Below are 22019 nucleotides of genomic sequence, written 5' to 3'. Positions count from 1 at the left end.
ATAGATTATTCAAAAAACTAACTTTCCTTACTCCTTTACTACTTATCCAACATTAAGTAATTATGGTAAACCGCTCATAAACAGTGGTAATGATTACCTCTTTCACTCCTTCTTTTGTATACAAGCGTCGTTTATTGATGAGGCGGAGCCGGTCATCTGCCTCAATAAAGACTTCTTCAGGTTTAACCCATCGAATTGTATCCGCTTTCTCGTTGGGTGTAACTATAAGCTGCTTCATATCCTTAGAAAATGAAAAAAATAAGGGGATTACAGCTAATTGTGCCCAGCCATAGAATAAAAGCCAGCGCGAATTTCAAGCATTTTAGCATGGTTGTAAAGGTCTCTTTTTGCGGTTAAAACAGATAGCCTACATTCAAGCCCAGCGTGGCGGCCGTTTCTCCACTTGTATAACTTTGAAAGGAAGCCCTGGCCCCTAGCATCCAGCGCGTAGCTACCTTAAGTTCGGCCTCCAAGACAACCGTATAACCAACGGTCCAGTAGTTTTGGGGGCGCTCGTACTGGAGTGGGCCGATGACGTACTCCATGCTAGACGGTAGATTAGGAATGGCTCCCTGAAAATAGATCCCGTAGCCGTTAGGATGAGAATCCGACAGAAAACGGAACGATGGCCCGACGCCTATCCGTACCTTGCTCCGATCAAACCGCATGGGTGAAAAATAAAGATTGGGGTCCAGGGCAAACGACGCCTTCGTAAAGCGCAGGTATCCTATATCACTTGACCCGTAGCCCAGATGAACCGACGGACCGAAAGCCATAAACCGATTGAGCTGCCGGTTGTATTCGTTGTAGTAGTTGATGCCGGTCATATCCCCCGAACCAAACAGGATATACGAGACGCCCGCTTTAACGGTTTGAAGGGCCGGCTCTTGGGCCGCGGCGGAATGCCCCACTGCCAGCAGCAGGCTTAGTAAAATGGTGTGTCGCATGGATTTTTTTAGATACAAAAGCACCCTAAAATAAATAACTACTCAACGCACGGCCGGCTTTCCCCTCAACCTGGGCTCGCACATTAGCGACCGTTGCCCTATAAAGACATGGAGCTTATCCCCTTTCAAATTGAAAGGAAATAAGCTCCATGAATACTATACTAACTAAACGATAGGACTAGCTACTGGATAACCAACCGATGCGAGCGCGTCTGGCCCCGTTCCTGTACCCGGATGATATAAACGCCCGACGACAGTTTCGCGGTACTTTTCAGCAACAGATTTCCCGCCTGAATTCCCGTTTTTTGAAAAGGCAAAACATACCCGTTTAGACTGTGAAGTGATACCGTGGCCGTTTCGGGTTCATCCAGGCGCAGGGTAAGCGATCCATCATCCATAACGGGGTTTGGAAACACGCCGTAGGCTTCATCCCGAAGAATGACCGAAATGGCGGGGTAAATGGTTGTCTTACCATCCCGGTCGGTTTGCCGGAGACGGTAGTAGCTGGTACCGGCATAAGGCCATTGATCAATGAGGCGGTAGTCTTTTAGCGCCGTACTTACCGAGGCTACGTCACCTACCTCCCCTACCTTCTCGAAGTCTTTCATGTCCTTGCTTCGTTCTATCATAAAACCCTTGTTGTGGGATTCCTGGGAAGTAGTCCAGGCAAGCCTGACGGTACGGTTGTCTTGTACATTGGCCGTAAAGGACACCAGTGATACGGGCAGCGGTGCCAGGACTGAATTACTAACCCGGGCGTTGCTTACCGAAATAGCCCCCGCGCGTGAAAGGCCTCTCCCCTCGAGAAATGAACCTTCCAAAAGATTTATCGCTCCGTTCGCCAGAATGGTACCTCTAAATAAAGAGCCTTCACCTATATCCACTTGCCCGTTGATCTGCCAATACACATTGGCCCAGGTAGCGCCGTTGATCAGCTGGATGTCTGCTGACGCGCCCATGGTCAGCGCGCCATCAATCTTAATAATAAACAAGGCGTTAGGATCGCCCTCCCCATCCAGTGTAAGCGTTCCGTTTAAAGTAGCAACTTCTCCTATACAATACACACCCGGAGTAAGTACCTGGCCAGCTCCTAAGGTAGGACTGATGGTTGATCCGCAGGTCACGGCGCTCAACTCATTGTAGGCGCTCTCCACATCCAGAGCAGCCTGGGCCGAAGTTGGGTCCGCTACGTGAATTTGCCCTACTACCGTACCCGGCGGAAAACCGGAAAATGCGCCCACATTGGTACCTATATCCCCCGTTATTTGGCTGGCTCCTACGTTATTGAAGGCTCCTGCTGCCGTAAACAAGGCAAAAGAAGAGGTTGTTCCAAGAGCCGGTGCTTGTCCGAATGTGGTTTTCGGCGTTACTAACAAGCCAAGGGCCGCTAGCAACAGTAACTGTTTTTTCATGTATCGTTGAGATAATTACGTACATATAATACGCCTCAGTAAGGTACAGACGATACCCTGGTAAAAATTACATCTGGAAGGAAAAAAGTTACATAATTCACACATTAAAAAAGGAAGGGTGTCCAATTATTTTGGACACCCTTCCTTTTTTAAAAAATCTGACTTTTACGCTACTATTCAGTTATACACTGCAGGTTTTTGCCTTCAAACTGGGCCAGCACGTTATTTACGGTCTCCAGGGTTGACTTGGCTTCTTCTTCGTCACGTGCCTTTACGGCATTTTCGAAGTAAGGCTTGGCTTTTTTGAAGCGGCCACATACTTTTCCTTCCACTTCCTTGCCACGCTGCTGGTACTCCTGCATGTTCATGTTATCTACTTCTTTTTTTAGCTCTACGGCCTCGTTGAAGTAAATAACCCCTAAGTTAAAGAGAGCGTCGTAGTTGTTAGGATCTACCCCCAGGGCTTTGGTATACGCATCAATCGCCGCTTGCTTGCTCGTTTGCTGCTTTGCTTTCAGATCGGCGAGTTGTTTTTCCAAGCCTGATTTATCCACATTGCTGGCAGCTGTTTCAGCCGTTTTCAGATCTGCTTCCAGTTTCTTAACAGTCTCCTGGGCGTCTTTCCGGGCTTGTGTCACTTCATCAAGCTGGCGTTTCAGATCCGCATTTTTGGGCTGAGCCTTGATCCGGCCGGTCAGACGAGTCACTTCACCCGAAAAAGCCTCCAGCTTGCCTTTTTCCTCCTCCAATTGCTTTTTCATCGAAGCCGATTTGCTACCCGACGCACCGATCTTATCTTCCAGGGTACGTATTTCGCCGCTTGCTTTTAAATAAGCATTGTCGTACATAATACCTAAGTTCGAGATATTCTGTACGTTCGTGGGGTCTTTGTCGATCAGTTCTCTCAGCTGAGCAACCGCCTTTTCTTCGTTTCCGGAAGCCAGGTGAATGTTGACGATCTCCGACTTAAGATCTTTATTGTCAGGCGATTCTTTCAAGCCTGCCTCCAGGGTACTGATGGCTTTGTCAAAGTTATTGTCGGTCCGGTAGAGCTGGGCCAGTCCGTAATATACGCTGGGATCTTTACCGCCATTGACAATGTACTTCTCAAACTGCGCCATCGCTTCTTCTTTCTTCTCCGCCTGCTGGGCCGAGATACCTCCGTACAGAGCTGCTAGCGTATCTTTAGGATTGATCGCCTGCGCCATCTGGAACAACTTCAGGGCATCGTTCATGTTTTGAGCCTGGTACTTTTCGGCCCCCTGCTTGACAAAAGCATTGTACAGCGAACCTTCCGCTCCTTCCAGAATCTTCTGGGCTTCCTTGGCACTCCGTCCGGCGTCACCTTTTTTGGTCACGTCCAGCTCTACCACCTTTTTGTACGAGTCGTAGGCCGTGATGGCGGCATTGGAGTCCAGCTCGGTAAACTGCAAAGCTATATTCTCGTAGGTTTTAGCCCGGTCCATCCACGTAGAAGCTTTGGCGCTGCTTTTTTCGTCCAAAATGCTTTTATCGCTTTTCTCCTTGTCTTTGCGGGCTTGGTCCAACATAGCCTGGTTGATGGCATCCTGCGCGAACGCGGCGATGCTACATAGGCTAAACGCAGAAACAAAAAATAGTTTTCTCATAAAATTCAAGGATTGGTTTTGATTGATTAGGTTCTTACTTTATTGCATAAAAATTGTACTAGCTACTCGGCCACGCCGTTATCCGATGCTTCGTTCAGCGGCAAATCGCCATCCAGTTTAGGCTCTTCGGATTCTCCCTCCGTTTCGTCTTTCTGAATACGGGTCACGGACGATATTTCGTCAGCATTGTTCAGTCGTATTAATTTAACGCCCTGGGTGTTACGTCCCGTCTGGCGCACGTCCAGAATATCCATCCGAATGGCCACTCCTTTCCGGGTAATGATCATCAGGTCGTCTTGCTCCGTAACCTCTTTAATGGCTACGAGCTTCCCAACCTTTTCGGTAGCATTCATTGTGGAGACGCCCTTCCCACCCCGGTTGGTAATGCGGTAGTCTTCAATGGGTGAGCGCTTGCCGTAGCCGTTTTGAGAAACCACCAGCAGCTGAGCATCTTCACGATTTATACAAACCATCCCCACGACCTTATTGTTCGGGTCGTCGAGGTTGATGCCCCGTACACCGGAAGCCGTTCTTCCCATGGGCCGTACCCCTTTTTCATTGAAGCGTACCGCGCGGCCCGCACTTGAAGCTATTACGATGTCGTTATCCCCGTTGGTAAGCGCTACGTTGAGCAGCCGGTCTCCTTCGTGAATAGAAATGGCAATGATGCCATTCTGGCGCGGCCGGGAGTAGGCTTCCAGCAAGGTTTTCTTGATGGTACCTTGCTCGGTACACATAATAAGGTAGTTATTATTGATGTAATCGTCGTCGCTCAGGGTACGAACGTTGATCACGGCCCGAATCGTATCTCCGGACTCGATACTGATGAGGTTTTGGATAGGCCGTCCCTTTGAGATCTTGGTCCCTTCGGGTACTTCGTAGACTTTCAGCCAGTACAGCTTTCCGTATTCGGTAAAGATCAGCAGGTAGTTCAGCATGGTAGCCGAGAACAAATGCTCCGTAAAGTCGTCGTCCTTGGTTTTGACGCCCCGCGCTCCTACCCCACCCCGGCTCTGAGTCCGGTACTCGGTAAGCGGCGTGCGCTTGATGTACCCCTGGTGCGAGATCGTGATGAGCATTTCCTCATCGGCAATCATGTCTTCGTCGCTAAACTCCTCGGCGGCGTATTCGATCTTGGTCCGGCGGTCGTCTCCGTAGCGGTCTTTTACTTCCGCGAGCTCGGTCTTGATCAGCTCGAATTTACGGATCTCACTGGCCAGAATTTCTTTCAAATCCGTGATGAGCAGCATGATCTCTTCGTACTCCTTCACAATCTTGTCGCGCTCCAGGCCGGTGAGGCGTTGCAGACGCAGGTCAAGGATAGCCCGGGCCTGTACTTCGGAAAGGCTGAACTGCCCCATCAGGCCGGCGCGGGCCGTTTCCGGGTCGCGGGCTTCGCGGATCAGCTTGATCACCGCGTCCAGGTTATCCAGCGCAATGAGCAACCCTTCCAGAATGTGGGCCCGTTTCTCGGCTTCGCGTAGCTCGTACTCGGTCCGGCGGGTAATCACCACCACGCGGTGGTCCACGTAATGCTTGATGAGATCCTTAAGGTTCAGCAGCATGGGCCGTCCTTTCACCAGCGCTACGTTATTGACCCCGAAGGAAGACTGCAACGGCGTATACTTGTAGAGGTGATTAAGGACAATGTTCGGGATGGCATCTTTCTTCAAATCAAAGACGATGCGCATACCGTCACGGTCCGACTCATCCCGAATGTCCGAGATACCGTCCAGTTTCTTTTCATTGATCAGCCCCGCGATTTTCTCAATCATCGTGGCCTTATTAGTCATGTACGGAATCTCGGTGATGATGATTTGCTCCTTGCCCGCTTTGGAAACATCGAAGAAAGCATTGGCCCGCACAATCACCCGTCCGCGGCCGGTTTCAAAAGCCGAGCGCACGCCCTGGTACCCGTAGATGGTACCTCCCGTTGGGAAATCGGGCGCTTTGATGAACTCCATCAGCTCCGCAATCGTAATATCATTATTATCAATGTAGGCCATTACGCCTTCAATGACTTCTCTGAGGTTGTGGGGAGCCATGTTGGTGGCCATCCCGACGGCAATCCCGGACGAGCCGTTGACGAGCAGGTTCGGAAATTTGGCGGGCAACACCGACGGCTCCTGCAGCGAATCGTCGAAGTTGGGCTGAAAATCAACGGTATCTTTATTGATGTCATTCAGTAGCTCGTCGGCGATGCGCTTGAGGCGGGCTTCGGTATACCGCATGGCGGCGGGTGAGTCGCCGTCCACGGAGCCGAAGTTTCCCTGGCCGTCCACCAGCGGATACCGCAGCGACCATTCCTGGGCCATACGCACCATGGTATCGTACACGGAAGAATCACCGTGTGGGTGGTACTTACCCAACACCTCCCCTACTATACGCGCCGATTTTTTGTATGATTTGTTGTAGCTTACACCCAGCTCTGACATCCCGAACAAGACCCGCCGATGCACGGGTTTAAGTCCATCGCGCACATCGGGTAGCGCTCGGGAAATAATAACCGACATGGAGTAGTCAATGTAGGCTCCCCGCATTTCATCCTCAATATTTATTGGGATGATGTTTCCACTTGAAGTTTCTGCCATAAATAATTAGTAACGAATCGAAGAATTAAAGTTGATGAGATGGGTTTTATACCATAAATTGAAGCCAACGTTCAATAATTATCCCTAAAAACAACCAAATTTCGTGATTTTTACTGGTTAAAACAAACATTACTCCCTTGGCTTATCGTCCTAAAGAGTATCCGGCAAGTACCCAGGGTTTGGGAGGGCGTTTCCGCCCGGCCGGGCGCTTCGTTTCTGGGGGTACTTTGCGTACTATTTTTAGCCAATTTGCGGGTTTTATCATTAAAAAACAGTACCTACGCGCTTATAAAGCCAAACAACCCTAAATCAACGCTCTCTTCTGCTATGCCCCTGCTCCTGACCTTTCTGGCTATTCTGTGCCTGATTCTTTTGATTGCCTGGCTCAAACTCGACACCTTTATTTCCTTCCTGCTGGTTTCCATTGGGCTGGGGCTCGCCAGTGGTATGGACGTGGCCTCGGTGGGAGTCGCCATTCAAAAAGGCGTCGGAAGTACCTTAGGAGATTTGGTGCTGATCATCGGCTTTGGGGCCATGCTCGGAAAACTGGTTGCTGACAGCGGCGCGGCCCAACGCATCACCGACGCCCTCATCGGGATCTTTGGCCGCAAGAACATCCAGTGGGGGTTAGCCCTGGCCGGTTTTGTGATTGGCATTCCGCTCTTTTACAATGCGGGCTTTGTCATCGTAATACCGCTCATCTTCATGATTTCTGCTTCGGCACGCCTGCCCCTGCTGTACGTGGGCATTCCCATGCTGTCGGCGCTGTCGGTGGCCCACGGGTACCTGCCTCCTCATCCTTCGCCTTCGGCCATTGCCTCGCAGATCAACGCCGACATTGGCAAAACCCTTCTGTACGGAATTATCGTGGCCATTCCGGCCATTGCCCTGGCCGGTCCCATCTTCGGACGTACCCTTAAGCGCTTCAATCCCCAGCCGGACCCCGATCTGTTCCACGTCACGCCTCGGCCCAAAGAGGAACTACCCGGCCTGGCGCTGAGTGCTGTCACCGCCCTGCTGCCGGTTTTCTTACTCACCAGCATGTCGGGTGTGAAGGCGCTGCTTCCCGGCTACGCCATCATTGACCTCTTGGCCGAACCCTACTTTGGGATGCTGGTATCCGTCCTGTTTGCGGCCTATACGCTGGGTATCCGGCGCGGCATGCGCATGGCGACCCTCACCAAGTCGTTCGAAGAAGCTTTCAAGGGCGTGTCGGTGATCCTGCTTATCATTGCGGGCGCGGGGGTATTCAAGCAGATCATGACCGAAAGCGGCGTAAACCAGTACATTGCCGAAGGCCTCAAAGGGGTAGACGTGTCGCCTTTGGTACTAGCCTGGGGGATCGCCGCGATCATCCGGGTGTGCGTGGGCTCGGCCACGGTGGCGGGTCTCACGACGGTGGGTATTTTGGCGCCCATGCTGGTACAGGAAGCAGCTCCCCCCGAACTGATGGTACTTTCTATTGGCGCGGGCAGCCTGATGTTCTCTCACCTCAACGACGGGGGCTTCTGGCTTTTCAAGGAGTACTTCAACCTTAGCATCAAAGACACCATCCTGACCTGGTCCATCATGGAATCCATCGTGTCGGTGGTGGGGCTCGTGGGGGTACTTATCCTGAATATGTTCATCTAGTACCCAGGGTACTTTTGTCTTTGCCGAATAATTATCTGTTTTTGCTGTCTCAGGAAAGTACCTATTCGCTTACCTTTACGGCTGTCGGGACGGCCCTGAACCGACAGCCGTTCGTTTGATCCATCAACTACAAGTACCTTTTCTCATGAATCCGGAACATAGCTTCTCCCAACTCAAGCTCGAACTACCTCCCGCGCCTAAGCCCCTGGGCGTCTATAAACCCTGTTTGCTCGTCGATGAGCGCTGGCTCTACGTGTCGGGCCACGGTACGGTACAGAGCGACGGGAGTTTGATCAAAGGGCGCATCGGAGCTGACCTGACGATGGAAGAAGGCAAACTGGCCGCTCGTCAGGTAGGGCTGGCCATTCTGGCTACGATCAAGGAAAACCTGGGTACCCTCAACCGCGTAAAACGGGTAGTAAAGGTACTTGGGATGGTCAATTGCACCGCCGACTTCGAGCGCCACCCCTACATCATCAACGGATGCAGCGAACTCTTCGCGGCCGTTTGGGGGGAGGATAACGGCATTGGTGTACGCAGCGCCGTGGGCATGGGCTCCCTCCCCGACAACATCCCGGTGGAAATCGAGGCTTTATTTGAACTTGTTTGATCGTAAATTTTTAGTAAATAGCTGCTTTGCTCCCTATGTGGTTTGAACTCAAAGACCCGGACCAGGTACCTTCCCCCTCGCTGCTCCTCTACCCCGACAGAATTGCCGCCAATATCCAAACCATGATTCAGCTGGCGGGTAGCGCCGAGCGCCTGGTGCCACACGTCAAGACGCACAAGATGGCCGAAGTGGTGCGGATGCAGCTGGCGGCGGGTATTACCAAATTTAAGTGTGCCACCATTGCCGAAGCCGAAATGCTGGCCGACGCGGGCGCTACCTGGGTACTTTTGGCCTACCAGCTCGTAGGGCCCAACCTCAAGAGGTACCTGGACCTGGCCGAAGCTTTTCACCACGTGCAGTTTGGCTCACTGGTCGATAGCCGCGAAACGGCCACGGCCCTGAACGAACACTACCACCAAGCCAACAAAACGGCCATCGTTTTTATTGACGTAAACAACGGCATGGACCGCTCGGGCCACCCGGTGGACGAAGACCTGGAAGCGCTGTATCATTTTGTGCTCAAACTACCTAACCTGCGTTTGCTGGGCCTGCACGTGTACGATGGGCATATTCGGGACGAAAATTTTGACGTTCGGAAAACTAACAGTGATCAAGCGTTTGGTCATATTGATCAATTGCGCCAAAATTTGGGTAAAGCCCAGCTCCCCGACCCGATCATCATCGCGGGCGGCTCACCTACCTTTAACGTGCACGTGCTACGCGACGGTATTTACTGCAGCCCAGGTACCTGCCTGCTCTGGGACTGGGGCTACGGCGACCGCTTCCTGGACCAGCCCTTTCAGCACGCGGCGGTATTGCTGACGCGCGTCATTTCCAAGCCGTCTCCCGGCATCGTGACCGTAGACCTGGGCCACAAGGCCGTCTCCGCCGAGAATCCCATCGACCTTCGGTTTCGCTTCCTGAATCTGAACGACTACCGCCTCCGCAGCCAGAGCGAAGAGCACGGCGTGGTGGAGGTACCTTCCAGCACGTGGGAAGAAATGAAAGCCGGCGATGTGCTCTACGCCCTGCCCTACCACATTTGTCCTACGGTGGCCCTGCACGCCAAGGCCTACGTCATTCAGGAAGGTACCTGTAGCGAAACCTGGGAGGTAGTAGCCCGGAGCCGCCAGCTTACGTACTAGGTACTTTCAAGTACCTTCCCGGAAGTACCTTGCTTGTAGTAAGTTCTTTTTTATCAATATCAACTCCTCCCCGCCCGGCCGATGTTTTTGTTTGACGCCCACCTCGATCTTTCCATGAATGCCCTGGAATGGAACCGCGACCTGACCCAGGAGCTGGCCACCCTCCGCCAGCGGGAGCAGAAGCTCACCGACAAGCCCGACCGCGGCCAGGGAGTCGTTTCTTTTCCGGAAATGCGCCGGGGCCGCATTGGCCTCTGCGTCGCGACCCAGATCGCCCGCTACGTCAGCCCGCAAAGTACCCTGCCGGGCTGGCATTCACCGGCGCAGGCCTGGGCGCAAACGCAGGGGCAGCTCGCCTGGTACCAGGCCATGGAACAGGCCGGAGAAATGGTTCAGATCCGGGATTGGGCTAGTTTGCAAAAGCACCTAACCCTGTGGCAACAAGCCGACACCACGGAGCAGTTACCGATCGGCTACATACTCAGCCTCGAAGGGGCCGATTCGATACTTAGCCTGGAGCACTTACACCAGGCCTACCAGGATGGTCTGCGGGCCGTGGGACCGGCCCACTACGGCCCGGGGATCTACGCCCACGGCACCGACTCCGACCAGCCCCTGAACGACCGGGGACGGGAATTGTTGCGGGAGATGGAAAAATTGAACATCATCCTGGACGCTACCCATTTATGTGACAGCGCTTTCTGGGATGCTATGGCACTGTATGGCGGGCCGGTCTGGGCCAGTCATAATCTGGTACGCCACCTCACGCCGCACAACCGTCAGTTTTCGGATGAGCAGATCAAGGTACTTGCCAAGCGGGGCGCGGTAATCGGCATGGCCTTCGACGCCTGGATGATGGTGCCCGGCTGGGTGCGCGGTGTCACTACGCCCCGGAGCGCCGGGGTAACCATAGCGCACGCCATTGACCACCTCGACCACATCTGCCAGCTCACCGGCAACGCCCGGCACGTGGGTATTGGTTCCGACCTCGACGGTGCCTTTGGCAAGGAGCAGTGTCCGCTGGATCTGGACTCCATCGCTGACCTACAGACCATCCCGGACCTACTCCGCCAACGGGGCTATACCGAAGCCGACATTGAAGGCATCATGTGGCGCAACTGGGTCGATTTCCTGGAAAAAGCCTGGAACCCTTAACGCAGCAAAGGCACTTTTTGTACTCCCAAGTACCCCTTAAGCACCAAGTACCCCCGACGAACGTACTTTCACACGTATTCCGTAGGGGGTACTTTCATTTGACAATGAGTACCGAAGTACCTGGCCAGGTACCTTAGGGCCGGGGCGGTAATTTTTTCTGAGTGGTGTCCCGGGTCGAATCGGGGTGCAGGTTCTGCTGGTTATCCGGATGCCCATCTCCCAGGCCTTCGTTTTGATCGCCTTCGGCTGTCCCCATCGCTTTACGGCTTGCACCATCGGTATTCTCACCCTCATTAGCGCGGTTGGTTTCCGAATTAGGGGTTTCCTTATGCTCGGATTCGCTGTTGCAGCCGGTGAAGGTGAGCGTGCTTACCATAACCAAGGCAGCGAGTGCTATAGGTCTTTTTTTCATGATCGTACTTTTTTGTGGCGAATTTTATGAGTACCAGGTACCCTTCCTAAAAAAATACCAGCCACTTTATAGGCCGGAACTGAGGCGTCAACGACCACAATGGGGTACTTTTTACCACGTGAATTTGGCGGATGGTGTGAGGGGTATCCATTTTCGAAAAAATGGCTGAATACCAGCTCTACAAGGATTTGACCCATCCCAATACAAAAAAGCACCTAGCAGAACTGCTAGGTGCTTGATTTTGAAGAGCCCCCTGCCGGGATCGAACCAGCGACCTACTGATTACAAGTCAGTTGCTCTACCAGCTGAGCTAAGGAGGCGCATTAGGCTGCGTTAACTATCTAGTGTCTTAAAGTAGAACTCTAGATCGCTTAAACGTGGTGCAAAAATAGCGGCTGAGCACGTACGACGCAAGTGCCCCGCCGCTATTTTTTTAAGTTTTATATAGCTTCCTGAATAATAGAGAGTTGATGCTTGAGCTCATTCAGTTGCTCAGAGGCTTTCTCAATTCTTCTTTCAAAATCAGCCTTCAGCTTATTGGACCCTTTAGAGTTTCCAAAAAACTGAATGTTATTTTCCCACACGGCTATGTCACTTTCCAGCTGCGAGATTTTCCGCCGGATGTCACTTTCCTTGCGGTAAAGACCCCGGTTGGTTTCTCCTTCGCGCACCATTTCCACTTCGCTTTCCAGTACTACCTGCTCTCTTTCCTTCGAAGAAAGCTTACCAATGGCTCCCACGTAGGCGTTGATGGCGGCAATGTAGCGCTTCTGAATGGCCTGCATGTCCTTCTTGGGTACAAACCCCAGGGCCGCCCACTCTTGCTTAAAGTGGTTGAGCTGAGCAATGGTGGCGTCCTGCTCGGCGGCGGCTTCAATGCGCTCGCAGAGCTCTTTTTTCTTGGCCAGGTTCTCCTCAAAATCACGTTCTACCTCTTTGTTCTTGGCGCGCTTCTGGTTGAAGTAAGCATCGCAGGCTTGTTTGAAGCGGGCGTAGATCGAGTCCTTGAATTTTTCAGGTACCTGGCCGATGGCCTTCCATTTTTTCTGAAACTCGATGACGCGCTGGGTGTTTTGGGGGTTGTCTTCGCCCGTAGCGATGATTTCCTCCACCTCCTCACACAAGGCCGTTTTGGCCTTCAAGTTTTGCTCGCGCTTGGCTTCCAGCTGCTTGAAGAACTCCCCCTTGTTGTGGAAGAATGCTTTGAGCGCCGCCCAGAATTTTTTACTCAGCTCCTTGCCTTCTTCCCGAGGCATGGGGCCTTTCACGGCTACCCATTGGTCCTGAAAAGCCAGAATCTCCTTGGTTTTGGCGTTCCAGTCGTTGATGCTACCCGACGTAAACGAAGTAAAGGGTACTATATCTTCATAAATTTTTGATTTGGCCTGGTAAATCTCCGCCATGGATTTTTTCTGCTCGTCGCTTTGGTTCCGGCGGGCATCGTACAGCACATCCATGGATTTCTTGAAGCGCTGCCACAGCTCTTCCTGAATCTCGCGGGGAGCGGGCCCTACGTGCTTGTACTCCTCAAAAATCTGGTTGGCTTCGTTCAGTACCTCTTTGGACATGGGACGTTCGGCCAGGGTCGCCACCAGGCTTTCCAGCTTCTCGCACAGCTCGGCTTTCAGCTCGGCATTCCGCTTGCGGTCGAGTTCCTTTAGCTCAAAGTATATATTCCGATTGCTAAAATAGCGGTCGATGAGCGCATTGTAGGTAGCCCATAGAGTCCCGTTGTGGGGAGAGGCGATGTTTCCGGCGGCCTTCCATTCCTCCTGGATTTTCTTAAACTCCTCCCAGCTGGTTTTCATGTCCGACGCGTCGGTTTCCCGAGACTCCTCCGCCTCCAGGAGCTCCCGCAGCCGCTGCAATAGGGCCGTTTTCACGGCAAAATTCTTTTCCTTGTCTTTTTCCAGGCTCTGGTAGTAGCTGGTCTTTTGTCCGCGTATCTCCCGGCAGAGCTCCTCAATACGCTGGGTTTGGGCCTCGTGCTTGTATTCAAAGCCTTCCTCACTTTCGTTGTCGGCAATGTACTTCCCGCGGGCTTCCTCCCACTCGCCACGTTTGAGTTGATCCAGCACCGGGCGTACTTCACGAACTACGGTATCGGCTCGCTTGACGTGGGCGGAGGTTCGGGTTTCGGCTTTGAGCGTAGCCAGTTCCTTCTCAAGTGCAGCAATCAGCTCTTCTTTTGTGAGCTGGCTGTAATCTACCTCGTGGCTTTCTTCCGTTTCCGTTTCGTCTTCCAGGTCATCGTGCTGGCCTATTTCCAGGGTATCGGTTGGCTTCTGTTCCAACTCTTGGTCCTGCTCCGTATTTTCTTCGCGTTCTTCGTGTGCCATCGTGGTTGTATTTCGTAAAGTACGTGGGAACTGCAAAAATAACAATCTTTCCTATGAAATGGTTAAATTTGTCCGACTATCCTCGAACTAATTCCCCCTTGGTATGAACCAAACGATTGCTGAACTACGAAAAGAGTATACGCTAACCGGGCTAAAAGAAGAAGATGTTTCCGGAAATCCGTTGGTTCAGTTCAGGCAATGGTTCGACGAAGCCCTGCGGGCCGGGGTACCTGAGCCCAACGCCATGTACCTTAGCACCGTCGGGCCCGACCACCGCCCCAGTGGCCGCATCGTGCTGCTGAAAGATCTGGATTTGAGCGGCTTCGTGTTCTTTACCAACTACCACAGCCGCAAAGGCCACCAGCTGGATGCGCATCCCTACGCGGCACTTACGTTCTTCTGGGTAGAGCTGGAACGGCAGGTTCGGATCGAAGGGTACATTGAAAAAGTGGCCGAACGGGAGTCGGACGAGTACTTCGCCAGCCGCCCGCGCGGCAGCCAGCTGGGAGCCTGGGTGTCGAGCCAGAGCGAGGTCATTGCCGGCCGCGAGGTACTTCTGGAAAAGCAGGAATTTTACGAAAAACAGTTTGAAGGCCGGGAAGTACCCCGCCCGCCCCACTGGGGAGGCTACCGCCTGGTACCGGCTTACCTGGAGTTTTGGCAGGGCCGCCCCAGCCGCCTGCACGACCGCCTGGCCTATACGCGGCAGGAAGGTACCTGGACCTTGGAGCGGCTTTCGCCGTAGAGAAGCTTCTTTTACCTAAAAGCCTGCTTCATGCGCCGGAGCAGGACATGAACCCTGCGCGGTCGAATCAGAGGTTCGATTCCCCTATGGGTCACCACTACAAAAAAACCGAAATATCACTCACGCCTAGCTTGCGGCGGGTCGTGAACCCTTCGCCGTACTTGACGCCAATGGCGTGCCCCATTTCTTCGCTCCGGGCTTGGATAAACTCCAGAAATTCGGGATTGGAAATATAGCTGGCGGGCTCGTCCGTGGTAGCTTTGTATTCAGGCACGTGAAACTGGCTGCGAAAAGCCATGATAGCCGCCTTTTTTTGTTCCCAATAGGGCGTAACGTCCACCACAAAGTCGGGTGTAATGAATTTATCCTGAATAAAATGGAATACCTGCCGGGGACGCCAGGGTACTTGCGGGTTTCCGGCTTCGTCGAAGGTTTCGATCCTACGCAAGCCCGAGTAAAAGCAGCTCTCGTAAATGAGCTGCGCCGCCCGGCCGTGGTCGGGGTGCCGGTCGTCGATGCCATTGGCCAGGACAATGTCGGGCTGGTACTTTCGGATAAAAGGAATGAGGGCGCGCTGGTGGGCTTCGTCGTTTCGGAAAAATCCGTCCGCGATTCCTACATTTTCCCGGGCTGCCACACCCAGTATCCGGCCTGCTTCGTCCGCTTCCTGCAATCGGCCTTCGGGTGTGCCCCGGGTACCCAGCTCACCCCGGGTCAAATCCAGGATCCCGATTTTCTTGCCCAACGCGGCTTGGCTCAGTAAGGTACCGGCACAGCTCAACTCTACGTCGTCGGGGTGGGCGGCAATGGCCAGGATGTCTAATTTCATGAATGAGTACTCATTATTTTACGCGGAGCTTCTGCCCTACCCGCAAGGTAGATCGAAGGGAAATGTGATTTTTTTTGGCCAGCGCCGACGCCGAGAGGCCGTAGCGGCTCGCAATGGATGAAAGAGTCTCGCCGGAGCGTACCTTGTGCAGCAGCGTGCGGCTGTAAGCGGGCTTATCCCCCGCCTCGTACTCGCTTTTTGACGAGCGCCCCCGCAGGTGGTCCCACACGCGGGCGGTCAACAGAAAATGATCCGAACGAATTTGCTGGTTCTCCCAGTCAAAGATATGTTTGGGGTCAAAGGGATTGCCCTCGTAGCGGTTTTCGTAGTGCAGGTGCGGCCCCGTACTACGCCCGGTGCTCCCGCCCAGCCCCAGCAGATCACCGGCTTTCACCATTTGTCCAGATTCCACCATGGGCTTGGACATGTGCCCGTAAAGCGTTTCGAGGCCGTTGTAGTGGCGCACCATTACGAAGCGCCCGTAGCCACTGCCATCCCAGGCCACAATCCGGACCATGCCGTCGTAAGTAGAATAGATCGGATCGCCGGTGTCCAGGTTCAGGTCGGTGCCGTTGTGCCAGCGCCCCCACCGAAACCCAAAGTTAGAGGTAGTTCGGGCGCCTTCCAGCGGCAGGTTCCAAAACCGGTTTTCGGCCGGATCGTAGAGCTTGAGATCGATGGTTTCGTCAAACTCCAGGGGATTCATGTTGTAGGGATCGATGGTCCGGGAGTCCCATATGACGTAGTAATCAGCAATCTTCACCCACTCATCGCCCACCATCATGGAGTCCACTACCTCGAGTACGCTGGTCTCGCCTTCGTCGATGGTACTGGTATCTTCGCTCACCACGGGGTTAAGTGGCTTGGCGGGCTCAAACTGGCTCTGGAAATTGATGGTGGAGGTTTCGACTTTAAAATCGGCTTCGGGGCTGGCCTGGGGCTCTACGGCCGGAAAATTGGGATTGGGCGTGTGGGTATTCGTGCCGCTCTGCTTAATCTGTGGATTTTTCTTGAATTTCCCCCGCTCCTGGGCGTTCGTATCCCACGATACTACCAAACACACAACCAAGCACCAACATCCAATGAGAAGCTTTTTTTTCATAATTGATCAACACGTATAGAGAGGGTGTACTACCAAATCAACGCTAACCCAGCCCCGCTACCTATAATAATAACCTATTTTGATTTTTAAATCACCTGCTCTTCCACCATCACCGAGCGCTCGGCCAGGAAGCGTTCGGCGTCCAGCGCGGCCATGCAACCGGTACCCGCCGCCGTAACGGCCTGCCGGTAGATGTTGTCCTGGGCGTCCCCGCAGGCAAATACGCCTTCTACGTTGGTGCGGGTACTTCCCTTCACCGTTTTGATGTAGCCCGCTTCGTCCAGCTCCAGGTACTCGGTAAAAAGTTCGGTGTTAGGCTTATGGCCAATGGCTACGAAAAATCCCGTCACGGGTAGGATGCTTTCCTGCCCGGTTTTGTTGTTCACTACCTTAACGCCTTCCAGCTCCTCTTTCCCGAGCAGGTCAACGGTTTCGGTATTCCACAAGATTTCGATGTTCGGCATTCCTTTGACCCGCTTTTGCATGATCAGTGAAGCCCGCATTTCGTCGCGACGGACCAGCAGATAAACCTTGCGGCAGAGCTTGGCCAGGTAACTGGCTTCTTCGGCGGCGGTATCACCGGCTCCTACAACCACGACATCCTGCCCCCGGAAAAAGAAGCCATCGCAGACGGCACAGGCCGAAACGCCCCGGCCGTTGAGGCGCTGCTCGGCGGGCAAGCCCAGCCATTTGGCCGAGGCCCCCGTAGAAATAATGACAGAATTGGCTTCGATCCCCACTTTATTATCGACGACCGCCTTGTGAGGGTAGGAAGAAAAATCGACGCTCGTCACCAGTCCGTAGCGGATGTCGGTGCCAAAACGGGCGGCTTGCTTTTCTAAATCCATCATCATTTGGGGGCCCGTCACGCCCTCGGGGTAGCCGGGGTAGTTGTCGACCTCGGTCGTGATGGTAAGCTGTCCGCCGGGTTGGGGACCTTGGTAAAGTACTGGTTTTAAACCAGCTCGGGAAGCATAGATAGCGGCTGTATAACCAGCAGGACCCGATCCGATGATCAGGCAATCAATTTTCTCAAAGGTCATGATTCAGCAATAAAATAGTTGTTCTTGATACGAAGTAATCATTTTCTTATCTCGCAACACAGAATCAAAAGCAAAAGTGCAACTTTTCCCGATAAAACACAAACCCAACGGACATTCAAACGGCCGGGGTACTTTACAGAATGCGCCATTCAATACGGCGGTTTTGCTGGCGGTTTTCGTCGGAGCTATTAGGTAGCCGCGGGCGCGTTTCGCCGTAGCCCTGGGCGCTTAGCCGCTCGGCACCGATGCCCGCCTGCGTCAGGTACGCTACTACGGCCTGCGCCCGTTGGCGCGAGAGCTCGAGGTTGTCCTTGTCGCTGCCCACGTCGTCGGTATGGCCCGAAATCTCGATGCGTACCTTGGGGTTTTTGGTCAGAAACTCGGTCAGTTGCCGCAGTTCTACCTTTGATTTTTCGTCGAGCGTAAAGGAGCCCGTAGCAAAAAAGAGGTTGCTAAGTACCTCCGCCCGGTCTTTTTCAATGGGCTCCAGGGGAATATCCAGCCGCAGGTTGGATACCGAATCCGCCACGGTGAACGTCAGGCTCTTGAACAAGTACCCCTCCCGGCGCACGTAAAAGGCGTATTCGCTGTCGCGGTTCAGCACGGCCAGGTACTGGCCCGTTTCCGCCTGCGACGAAAACTCCGACACTTTTTCCTGGCTCCGCAGGTCGTGCAGCTCAATGGTAGCCGCCAGCGGTTGCTGGGTTTTCTGGTCAAGTACCTTGCCTTTGGCGTAGCGCGTGGGCGTAAACAGCTGGCGCAGGGTGTCGGGTACTTCGAAGGTATAGATCAGCGAGCGCCTTTGGCCGCGGTCGCTGCGGTCGTCGGTGTAGTAGGCTTGGCGGCCATCGGATGTAATAAAAAGCCCCACTTGGTCGGCTACGGTATTGATGGGGTAGCCGATGTTGCGCGGGGCCGACCAGGTGGTGTCCCGTTGTTGGGAAAGAAAAATATCGAAGCCGCCCATACCCGGTAGGCCGTTGGAGGCGTAGAATAGCGTGCGCCCGTTGGCGTGGATGAAGGGTGCGTTTTCGTCGTCGGGCGTGTTGATGGTAGCTCCCAGGTTGCGGGGCTGGTCCCATTCGCCTTCGGGCGTCAGCTCGGCCTTCCAGATGTCGGCGCGCCCCTGGCCCCCGGGGCGGTCGGAGGCAAAGTAAAGGGTACGGCCGTCGGCCGAAAGCGACGGCTGCGACTCCCAGTAGCGGCTGTTGATGGTCGTGCCCAGATTCTGGGGAGTCTTCCATTTCTTTCCGTCTTTGTAGGTTATGTACAGGTCACAGCCACCGTAGCCGTCGGTGCGGTTGCAGGCCGTAAAAACCAGCGTACGGCCGTCGGCTGATACCGTGCAGGTACCTTCGTTGTTGGCCGAATTGATGCTTTCAGAAATACTCTCGGGTACTTCCCAGCCGTCGCCGTCGCGCTGGGCTACGTAAATATTCTCGTTGCGCTCGGGCGTTAGGCCCGTAAAAATGAGCGTTTCGTTGTCGGCGGTCAGTACCGGAAAAAATTGCGCATGCAAGAAATTAACCGTATCGCCCAGCGATCTTTTCCGAACCCGCACCGGCTTCCGGATCGCCTCGCGGGCAAAGCGGGCGGAGGTAGCGAACTTTTCTACCACCAGCGCCGGGTTCGATTTCGCGGGGAATAGCGCCTTGGCTTTGTCCAGGTACACCACAGCCGAGTCGTAGCATTCGCGCTGGAAAGCATCCCGCCCCAGCCACTGGTAGGCCATGGCCATTTCGGGCGCGTCGGGCAGTAGTAGCTGAGCGCGCTGGTAGTGGTGGCGCGCCAGGTCGGGCTGGCGGTGGAGGTCGTAGAGCTGCCCCAGCCGCAGGTTGGCCTCAGGGATTCCCGGCTCTAGCTCGATGAGTTTCTGGTAAAGAAGCAGGGCGTTGTCCAGCTTCCGCTCCTGCCAGGCCAGCTTGGCTTTGTCGTAGAGTTCGCGGGAACGGCGGGATAAAACGGCCTCCTGCGCCTCGGCCAGCGGCGGCAGCAGGATAAGGAGTAGCAGGTATAGACAAAAATAGCGCATCAGAGCCTGGGCTTTCCGGGAATTCCGTTCTAGGGAATATCCATGTACTTGTGGGTTTGTAACGACATTTGCCACTTCGGATTGTCTTTGATGTAATCGATTATCTGCGGCAGCATCCGTTCATGCCTACTCCACTCCGGTTGTAAAAGCAACGCACAGCCCTCAGCTACTCGTGCGGCGTGCGCCTCGGCAAAGGCAAAATCGCTTGGGTTGTAGATAATTACCTTGAGCTCGTGGGCTACCTCATAAATACCGGGGTGGGGTACTTTAAACTTCTTGGGCGAGAAACAAATCCAGTCCCAGCGCCCAGTCACCGGGTACACGCCCGACGTTTCGATATTCGTCTGAAATCCAGCCTCTTGCAGGCTTTTGGTTAAAGTACCTAAATCGTACATCAACGGCTCGCCACCCGTAACGACGGCCATGCGGCCGGGGTACTTGAGGGCGCCCGCCACAATAGCAGCGACGCCCTGGCGGGGATGCGCCTGGGCGTCCCACGACTCCTTCACGTCGCACCAGTGGCAGCCTACGTCGCAGCCCCCCAGGCGAATGAAGTACGCGGCTTTGCCCGCCTGCTTGCCTTCGCCTTGTAAAGTATAAAAAGCTTCCATCACCGGCAGCGTGTCGGTGTCGGTCGGTGGGGCAGTCTCGGTGAAGGTACTTTCAGAATGGAGCACTGGTCAAGTGGTATTTGTTGTTATACTAAACCAAAATCTTTTACGCGGGGTTTCCTTTCCAGCACAAACCCCTTCGCGAGATGCGCAAAGATACCCGTACTTTTCCGAATAGCCTACTCGACCCGCTCCGGCAGCAAGGCGACGCCCCCGCCGACGCGGTCATTGCTGCCGTAGCCGGAGCGGGTGGTCCGCGCGCGGTGGGTGAGCTGATGAAGTTCCTGACCGATTACGCCAATTTCGATTTTTCGGAACAATCTAACGATGTTAAATTTTTTATCGATCAAAATACCAAAGTACCTAAAGCATATGACCAAGAGCTATTTAACCAGGGAATCGCTTTCTTTTGGAAGCATTACCGGCTCATTGCCCTGCTACTGGGTACGTACGCGCTTCCCTACTGCTATGCCGGGGCCAACGGCGCTCAGGTACTTTGGATTTCGGAGCGAATCAAGTCCAAAACCCATCAGCGTTTGGAAGAAACCGGGGCCTTTGTGTTTGGGATCATGCAGGAGCGCGACTGGAAAAGCGGCCTGAATTTTCAGCGCATTGCCAAGATCCGGCTGCTACACGCGGCGGTGCGTTGGTTTACTTTACACAGCGGCCGCTGGAATCCCGCCTGGGGGTACCCCGTGTGCCAGGAAGACATGGCCGGTACCAACCTGGCGTTCTCGTACGTCATCCTGCGCGGCCTGCGCAAGCTCCACGTCCGGGCCACGCGGTCCGAAGAGGAAGCCTACCTGCATTTCTGGAACGTGGTGGGGTACTTGCTGGGTACCGAAGAAGTACTTCTGCCGCGCTCGCTACTGGAAGCCTACACGCTGGATCGCGCCATTGCCAGGCGGCAGTTTCGGGCGTCGGAAGCTGGGCGCGGCCTGACCAAAGCATTACTAAGTACCATCGAGGCGCAGGTACCTTCGCCTTCGCTACGCAATCTCCCCGCGGCCCAGATGCGGTACTTTCTGGGCGACGAGCTCGCCGAGCTGCTGGGCATACCGCCCACTACCTGGGAAAAACGCGTGGTTGATCTGGCCTTTCAGGTACCTATCTTTCCGCAGCTACTCACCATGCAACGGCCCGAGTCGGGCGTGTTGGAGCGGTACTGGCGCTAGGGCGTAAGTACCCCGTAGGTACTTTCCCGCAGGCTCAGCCGCGTGGGCAGCAAAAAACGCCGCCGCACCGTGACAACAAACAGGTTGTCGTAGTCACTATCGGGGATTTCGCGCAGGCTGGCTTTGACCGGAAACTGCTCCAGCAACGGCAGTAGCGTGTTGCTGTGGCCTACCACCAGTACCGTCTTCTGGGGTACTTTCTTGAGAAGCTGCGCCACTTCCCAGAGCGTGTCGGTGCTGTAGGGACGAATCGGCACGCCCACTTCGTCGGCCACGGGAGCGGCCGTGGAGCGGGTCCGTAGCGTGTTGGTAGAATAAATAAGTCCCACGCCGCGGCCCCGCAGGGTATCGGCCAGGGCGCGGGCGCGTTGCTGGCCGGCCTCGGTCAGGGGCGGATCAGCTGCCGGGGCGGCCGCTTTTTCGGCGTGGCGCACCAAGTAGATGGTCGTGGTGGAGCAGTGCGTGAAAGTACCCCACAAAACCAAAAGTACCCCTACGCGAAGGAAATGAGACGAAATTTTCATAAGCAAACAAGTACCTGACGGACGGCGTCTTTGTACAAACATACACAAAAGCATGGAGTACCCAACGCCGGAAAGTCGCATCTTTGT

General features: G+C 54.2%; 18 protein-coding genes and 1 tRNA gene. 6 read left to right on the top strand and 13 right to left on the bottom strand.

What is annotated here, in order from left to right:
• Positions 1-353: 353 nt before the first annotated feature.
• From HNQ92_RS06295 to gyrA, 4 genes are all read right to left on the bottom strand, one after another.
• Positions 354-947, bottom strand: coding sequence for a hypothetical protein (locus HNQ92_RS06295; RefSeq protein WP_184172309.1), 594 nt, complete (start codon positions 945-947; stop codon positions 354-356).
• A 182-nt stretch (positions 948-1129) separates the two neighbouring features.
• On the bottom strand, positions 1130-2257 hold the full coding sequence (locus tag HNQ92_RS06290; RefSeq protein ID WP_246439724.1) for an ice-binding family protein: 1128 nt from the start codon (positions 2255-2257) through the stop codon (positions 1130-1132).
• A gap of 275 nt (positions 2258-2532) precedes the next feature.
• Positions 2533-3987, bottom strand: a complete 1455-nt coding sequence (locus tag HNQ92_RS06285) for a tetratricopeptide repeat protein (RefSeq protein WP_184172305.1) — start codon at positions 3985-3987, stop codon at positions 2533-2535.
• A 62-nt stretch (positions 3988-4049) separates the two neighbouring features.
• The gene (gene gyrA, locus HNQ92_RS06280; protein WP_184172303.1) at positions 4050-6578 is read right to left on the bottom strand and encodes a DNA gyrase subunit A; all 2529 of its coding nucleotides are present in this window, start codon (positions 6576-6578) and stop codon (positions 4050-4052) included.
• Positions 6579-6905: 327 nt separating this feature from the next.
• On the opposite strand from gyrA, the gene HNQ92_RS06275 reads away from it, so the two are divergent.
• The 4 genes from HNQ92_RS06275 (at position 6906) to HNQ92_RS06260 (ending at position 11120) form a co-directional block, all read left to right on the top strand.
• Positions 6906-8210: a gluconate:H+ symporter gene (locus HNQ92_RS06275; protein ID WP_184172301.1), complete on the top strand. Its 1305-nt coding sequence runs from the start codon at positions 6906-6908 to the stop codon at positions 8208-8210.
• Between the two features lie 145 nt (positions 8211-8355).
• Positions 8356-8820 carry a RidA family protein gene (locus tag HNQ92_RS06270; RefSeq protein WP_184172299.1) on the top strand — a complete coding sequence of 155 codons (465 nt, stop codon included), beginning with the start codon at positions 8356-8358 and terminating at the stop codon, positions 8818-8820.
• Positions 8821-8855: 35 nt separating this feature from the next.
• Positions 8856-9965 carry a D-TA family PLP-dependent enzyme gene (locus HNQ92_RS06265; RefSeq protein ID WP_184172297.1) on the top strand — a complete coding sequence of 370 codons (1110 nt, stop codon included), beginning with the start codon at positions 8856-8858 and terminating at the stop codon, positions 9963-9965.
• A gap of 81 nt (positions 9966-10046) precedes the next feature.
• Positions 10047-11120, top strand: a complete 1074-nt coding sequence (locus tag HNQ92_RS06260; RefSeq protein ID WP_184172295.1) for a dipeptidase — start codon at positions 10047-10049, stop codon at positions 11118-11120.
• 133 nt (positions 11121-11253) lie between these two features.
• On the opposite strand, the gene HNQ92_RS06255 is transcribed toward HNQ92_RS06260, so the two are convergent.
• The 3 genes from HNQ92_RS06255 to HNQ92_RS06245 all read right to left on the bottom strand — a co-directional run bounded on the left by HNQ92_RS06255 (position 11254) and on the right by HNQ92_RS06245 (position 13871).
• A complete protein-coding gene (locus HNQ92_RS06255; protein WP_184172293.1) occupies positions 11254-11532 on the bottom strand; it encodes a hypothetical protein in 279 nt (92 codons plus the stop codon).
• A gap of 247 nt (positions 11533-11779) precedes the next feature.
• Positions 11780-11852 (bottom strand) — tRNA-Thr (locus HNQ92_RS06250).
• A gap of 120 nt (positions 11853-11972) precedes the next feature.
• Positions 11973-13871 carry a DUF349 domain-containing protein gene (locus tag HNQ92_RS06245; RefSeq protein ID WP_184172291.1) on the bottom strand — a complete coding sequence of 633 codons (1899 nt, stop codon included), beginning with the start codon at positions 13869-13871 and terminating at the stop codon, positions 11973-11975.
• A 103-nt stretch (positions 13872-13974) separates the two neighbouring features.
• Between HNQ92_RS06245 and pdxH the strand changes: the two genes are divergently transcribed.
• Positions 13975-14616, top strand: a complete 642-nt coding sequence (pdxH, locus tag HNQ92_RS06240; RefSeq protein ID WP_184172289.1) for a pyridoxamine 5'-phosphate oxidase — start codon at positions 13975-13977, stop codon at positions 14614-14616.
• Between the two features lie 97 nt (positions 14617-14713).
• Here the strand turns inward: pdxH and bshB1 are convergent, their stop codons facing one another.
• From bshB1 to HNQ92_RS06215, 5 genes are all read right to left on the bottom strand, one after another.
• Positions 14714-15445 carry a bacillithiol biosynthesis deacetylase BshB1 gene (gene bshB1, locus HNQ92_RS06235; protein WP_184172287.1) on the bottom strand — a complete coding sequence of 244 codons (732 nt, stop codon included), beginning with the start codon at positions 15443-15445 and terminating at the stop codon, positions 14714-14716.
• 13 nt (positions 15446-15458) lie between these two features.
• Positions 15459-16547: a M23 family metallopeptidase gene (locus HNQ92_RS06230; RefSeq protein ID WP_184172285.1), complete on the bottom strand. Its 1089-nt coding sequence runs from the start codon at positions 16545-16547 to the stop codon at positions 15459-15461.
• 86 nt (positions 16548-16633) lie between these two features.
• Positions 16634-17590, bottom strand: a complete 957-nt coding sequence (trxB, locus tag HNQ92_RS06225; protein WP_184172283.1) for a thioredoxin-disulfide reductase — start codon at positions 17588-17590, stop codon at positions 16634-16636.
• A 133-nt stretch (positions 17591-17723) separates the two neighbouring features.
• Positions 17724-19622: an OmpA family protein gene (locus tag HNQ92_RS06220; protein WP_184172281.1), complete on the bottom strand. Its 1899-nt coding sequence runs from the start codon at positions 19620-19622 to the stop codon at positions 17724-17726.
• 29 nt (positions 19623-19651) lie between these two features.
• The gene (locus HNQ92_RS06215) at positions 19652-20233 is read right to left on the bottom strand and encodes a 7-carboxy-7-deazaguanine synthase QueE (protein ID WP_184173733.1); all 582 of its coding nucleotides are present in this window, start codon (positions 20231-20233) and stop codon (positions 19652-19654) included.
• A gap of 146 nt (positions 20234-20379) precedes the next feature.
• Here HNQ92_RS06215 and HNQ92_RS06210 point away from each other — a divergent pair, with 146 nt between their 5' ends.
• Positions 20380-21408, top strand: coding sequence for an oxygenase MpaB family protein (locus HNQ92_RS06210; RefSeq protein WP_184172279.1), 1029 nt, complete (start codon positions 20380-20382; stop codon positions 21406-21408).
• On the opposite strand, the gene HNQ92_RS06205 is transcribed toward HNQ92_RS06210, so the two are convergent.
• Positions 21405-21932, bottom strand: coding sequence for a SixA phosphatase family protein (locus HNQ92_RS06205; protein ID WP_184172277.1), 528 nt, complete (start codon positions 21930-21932; stop codon positions 21405-21407). The genes HNQ92_RS06210 and HNQ92_RS06205 overlap by 4 nt on opposite strands.
• Positions 21933-22019 lie beyond the last annotated feature (87 nt).

This window comes from Rhabdobacter roseus (assembly GCF_014202275.1).
GTDB classification, from domain to species: Bacteria; Bacteroidota; Bacteroidia; order Cytophagales; family Spirosomataceae; genus Rhabdobacter; species Rhabdobacter roseus.
The sequence above is the reverse complement of the archived record's forward strand: the minus strand, read 5'-3'. Positions and strand labels throughout refer to the sequence as shown.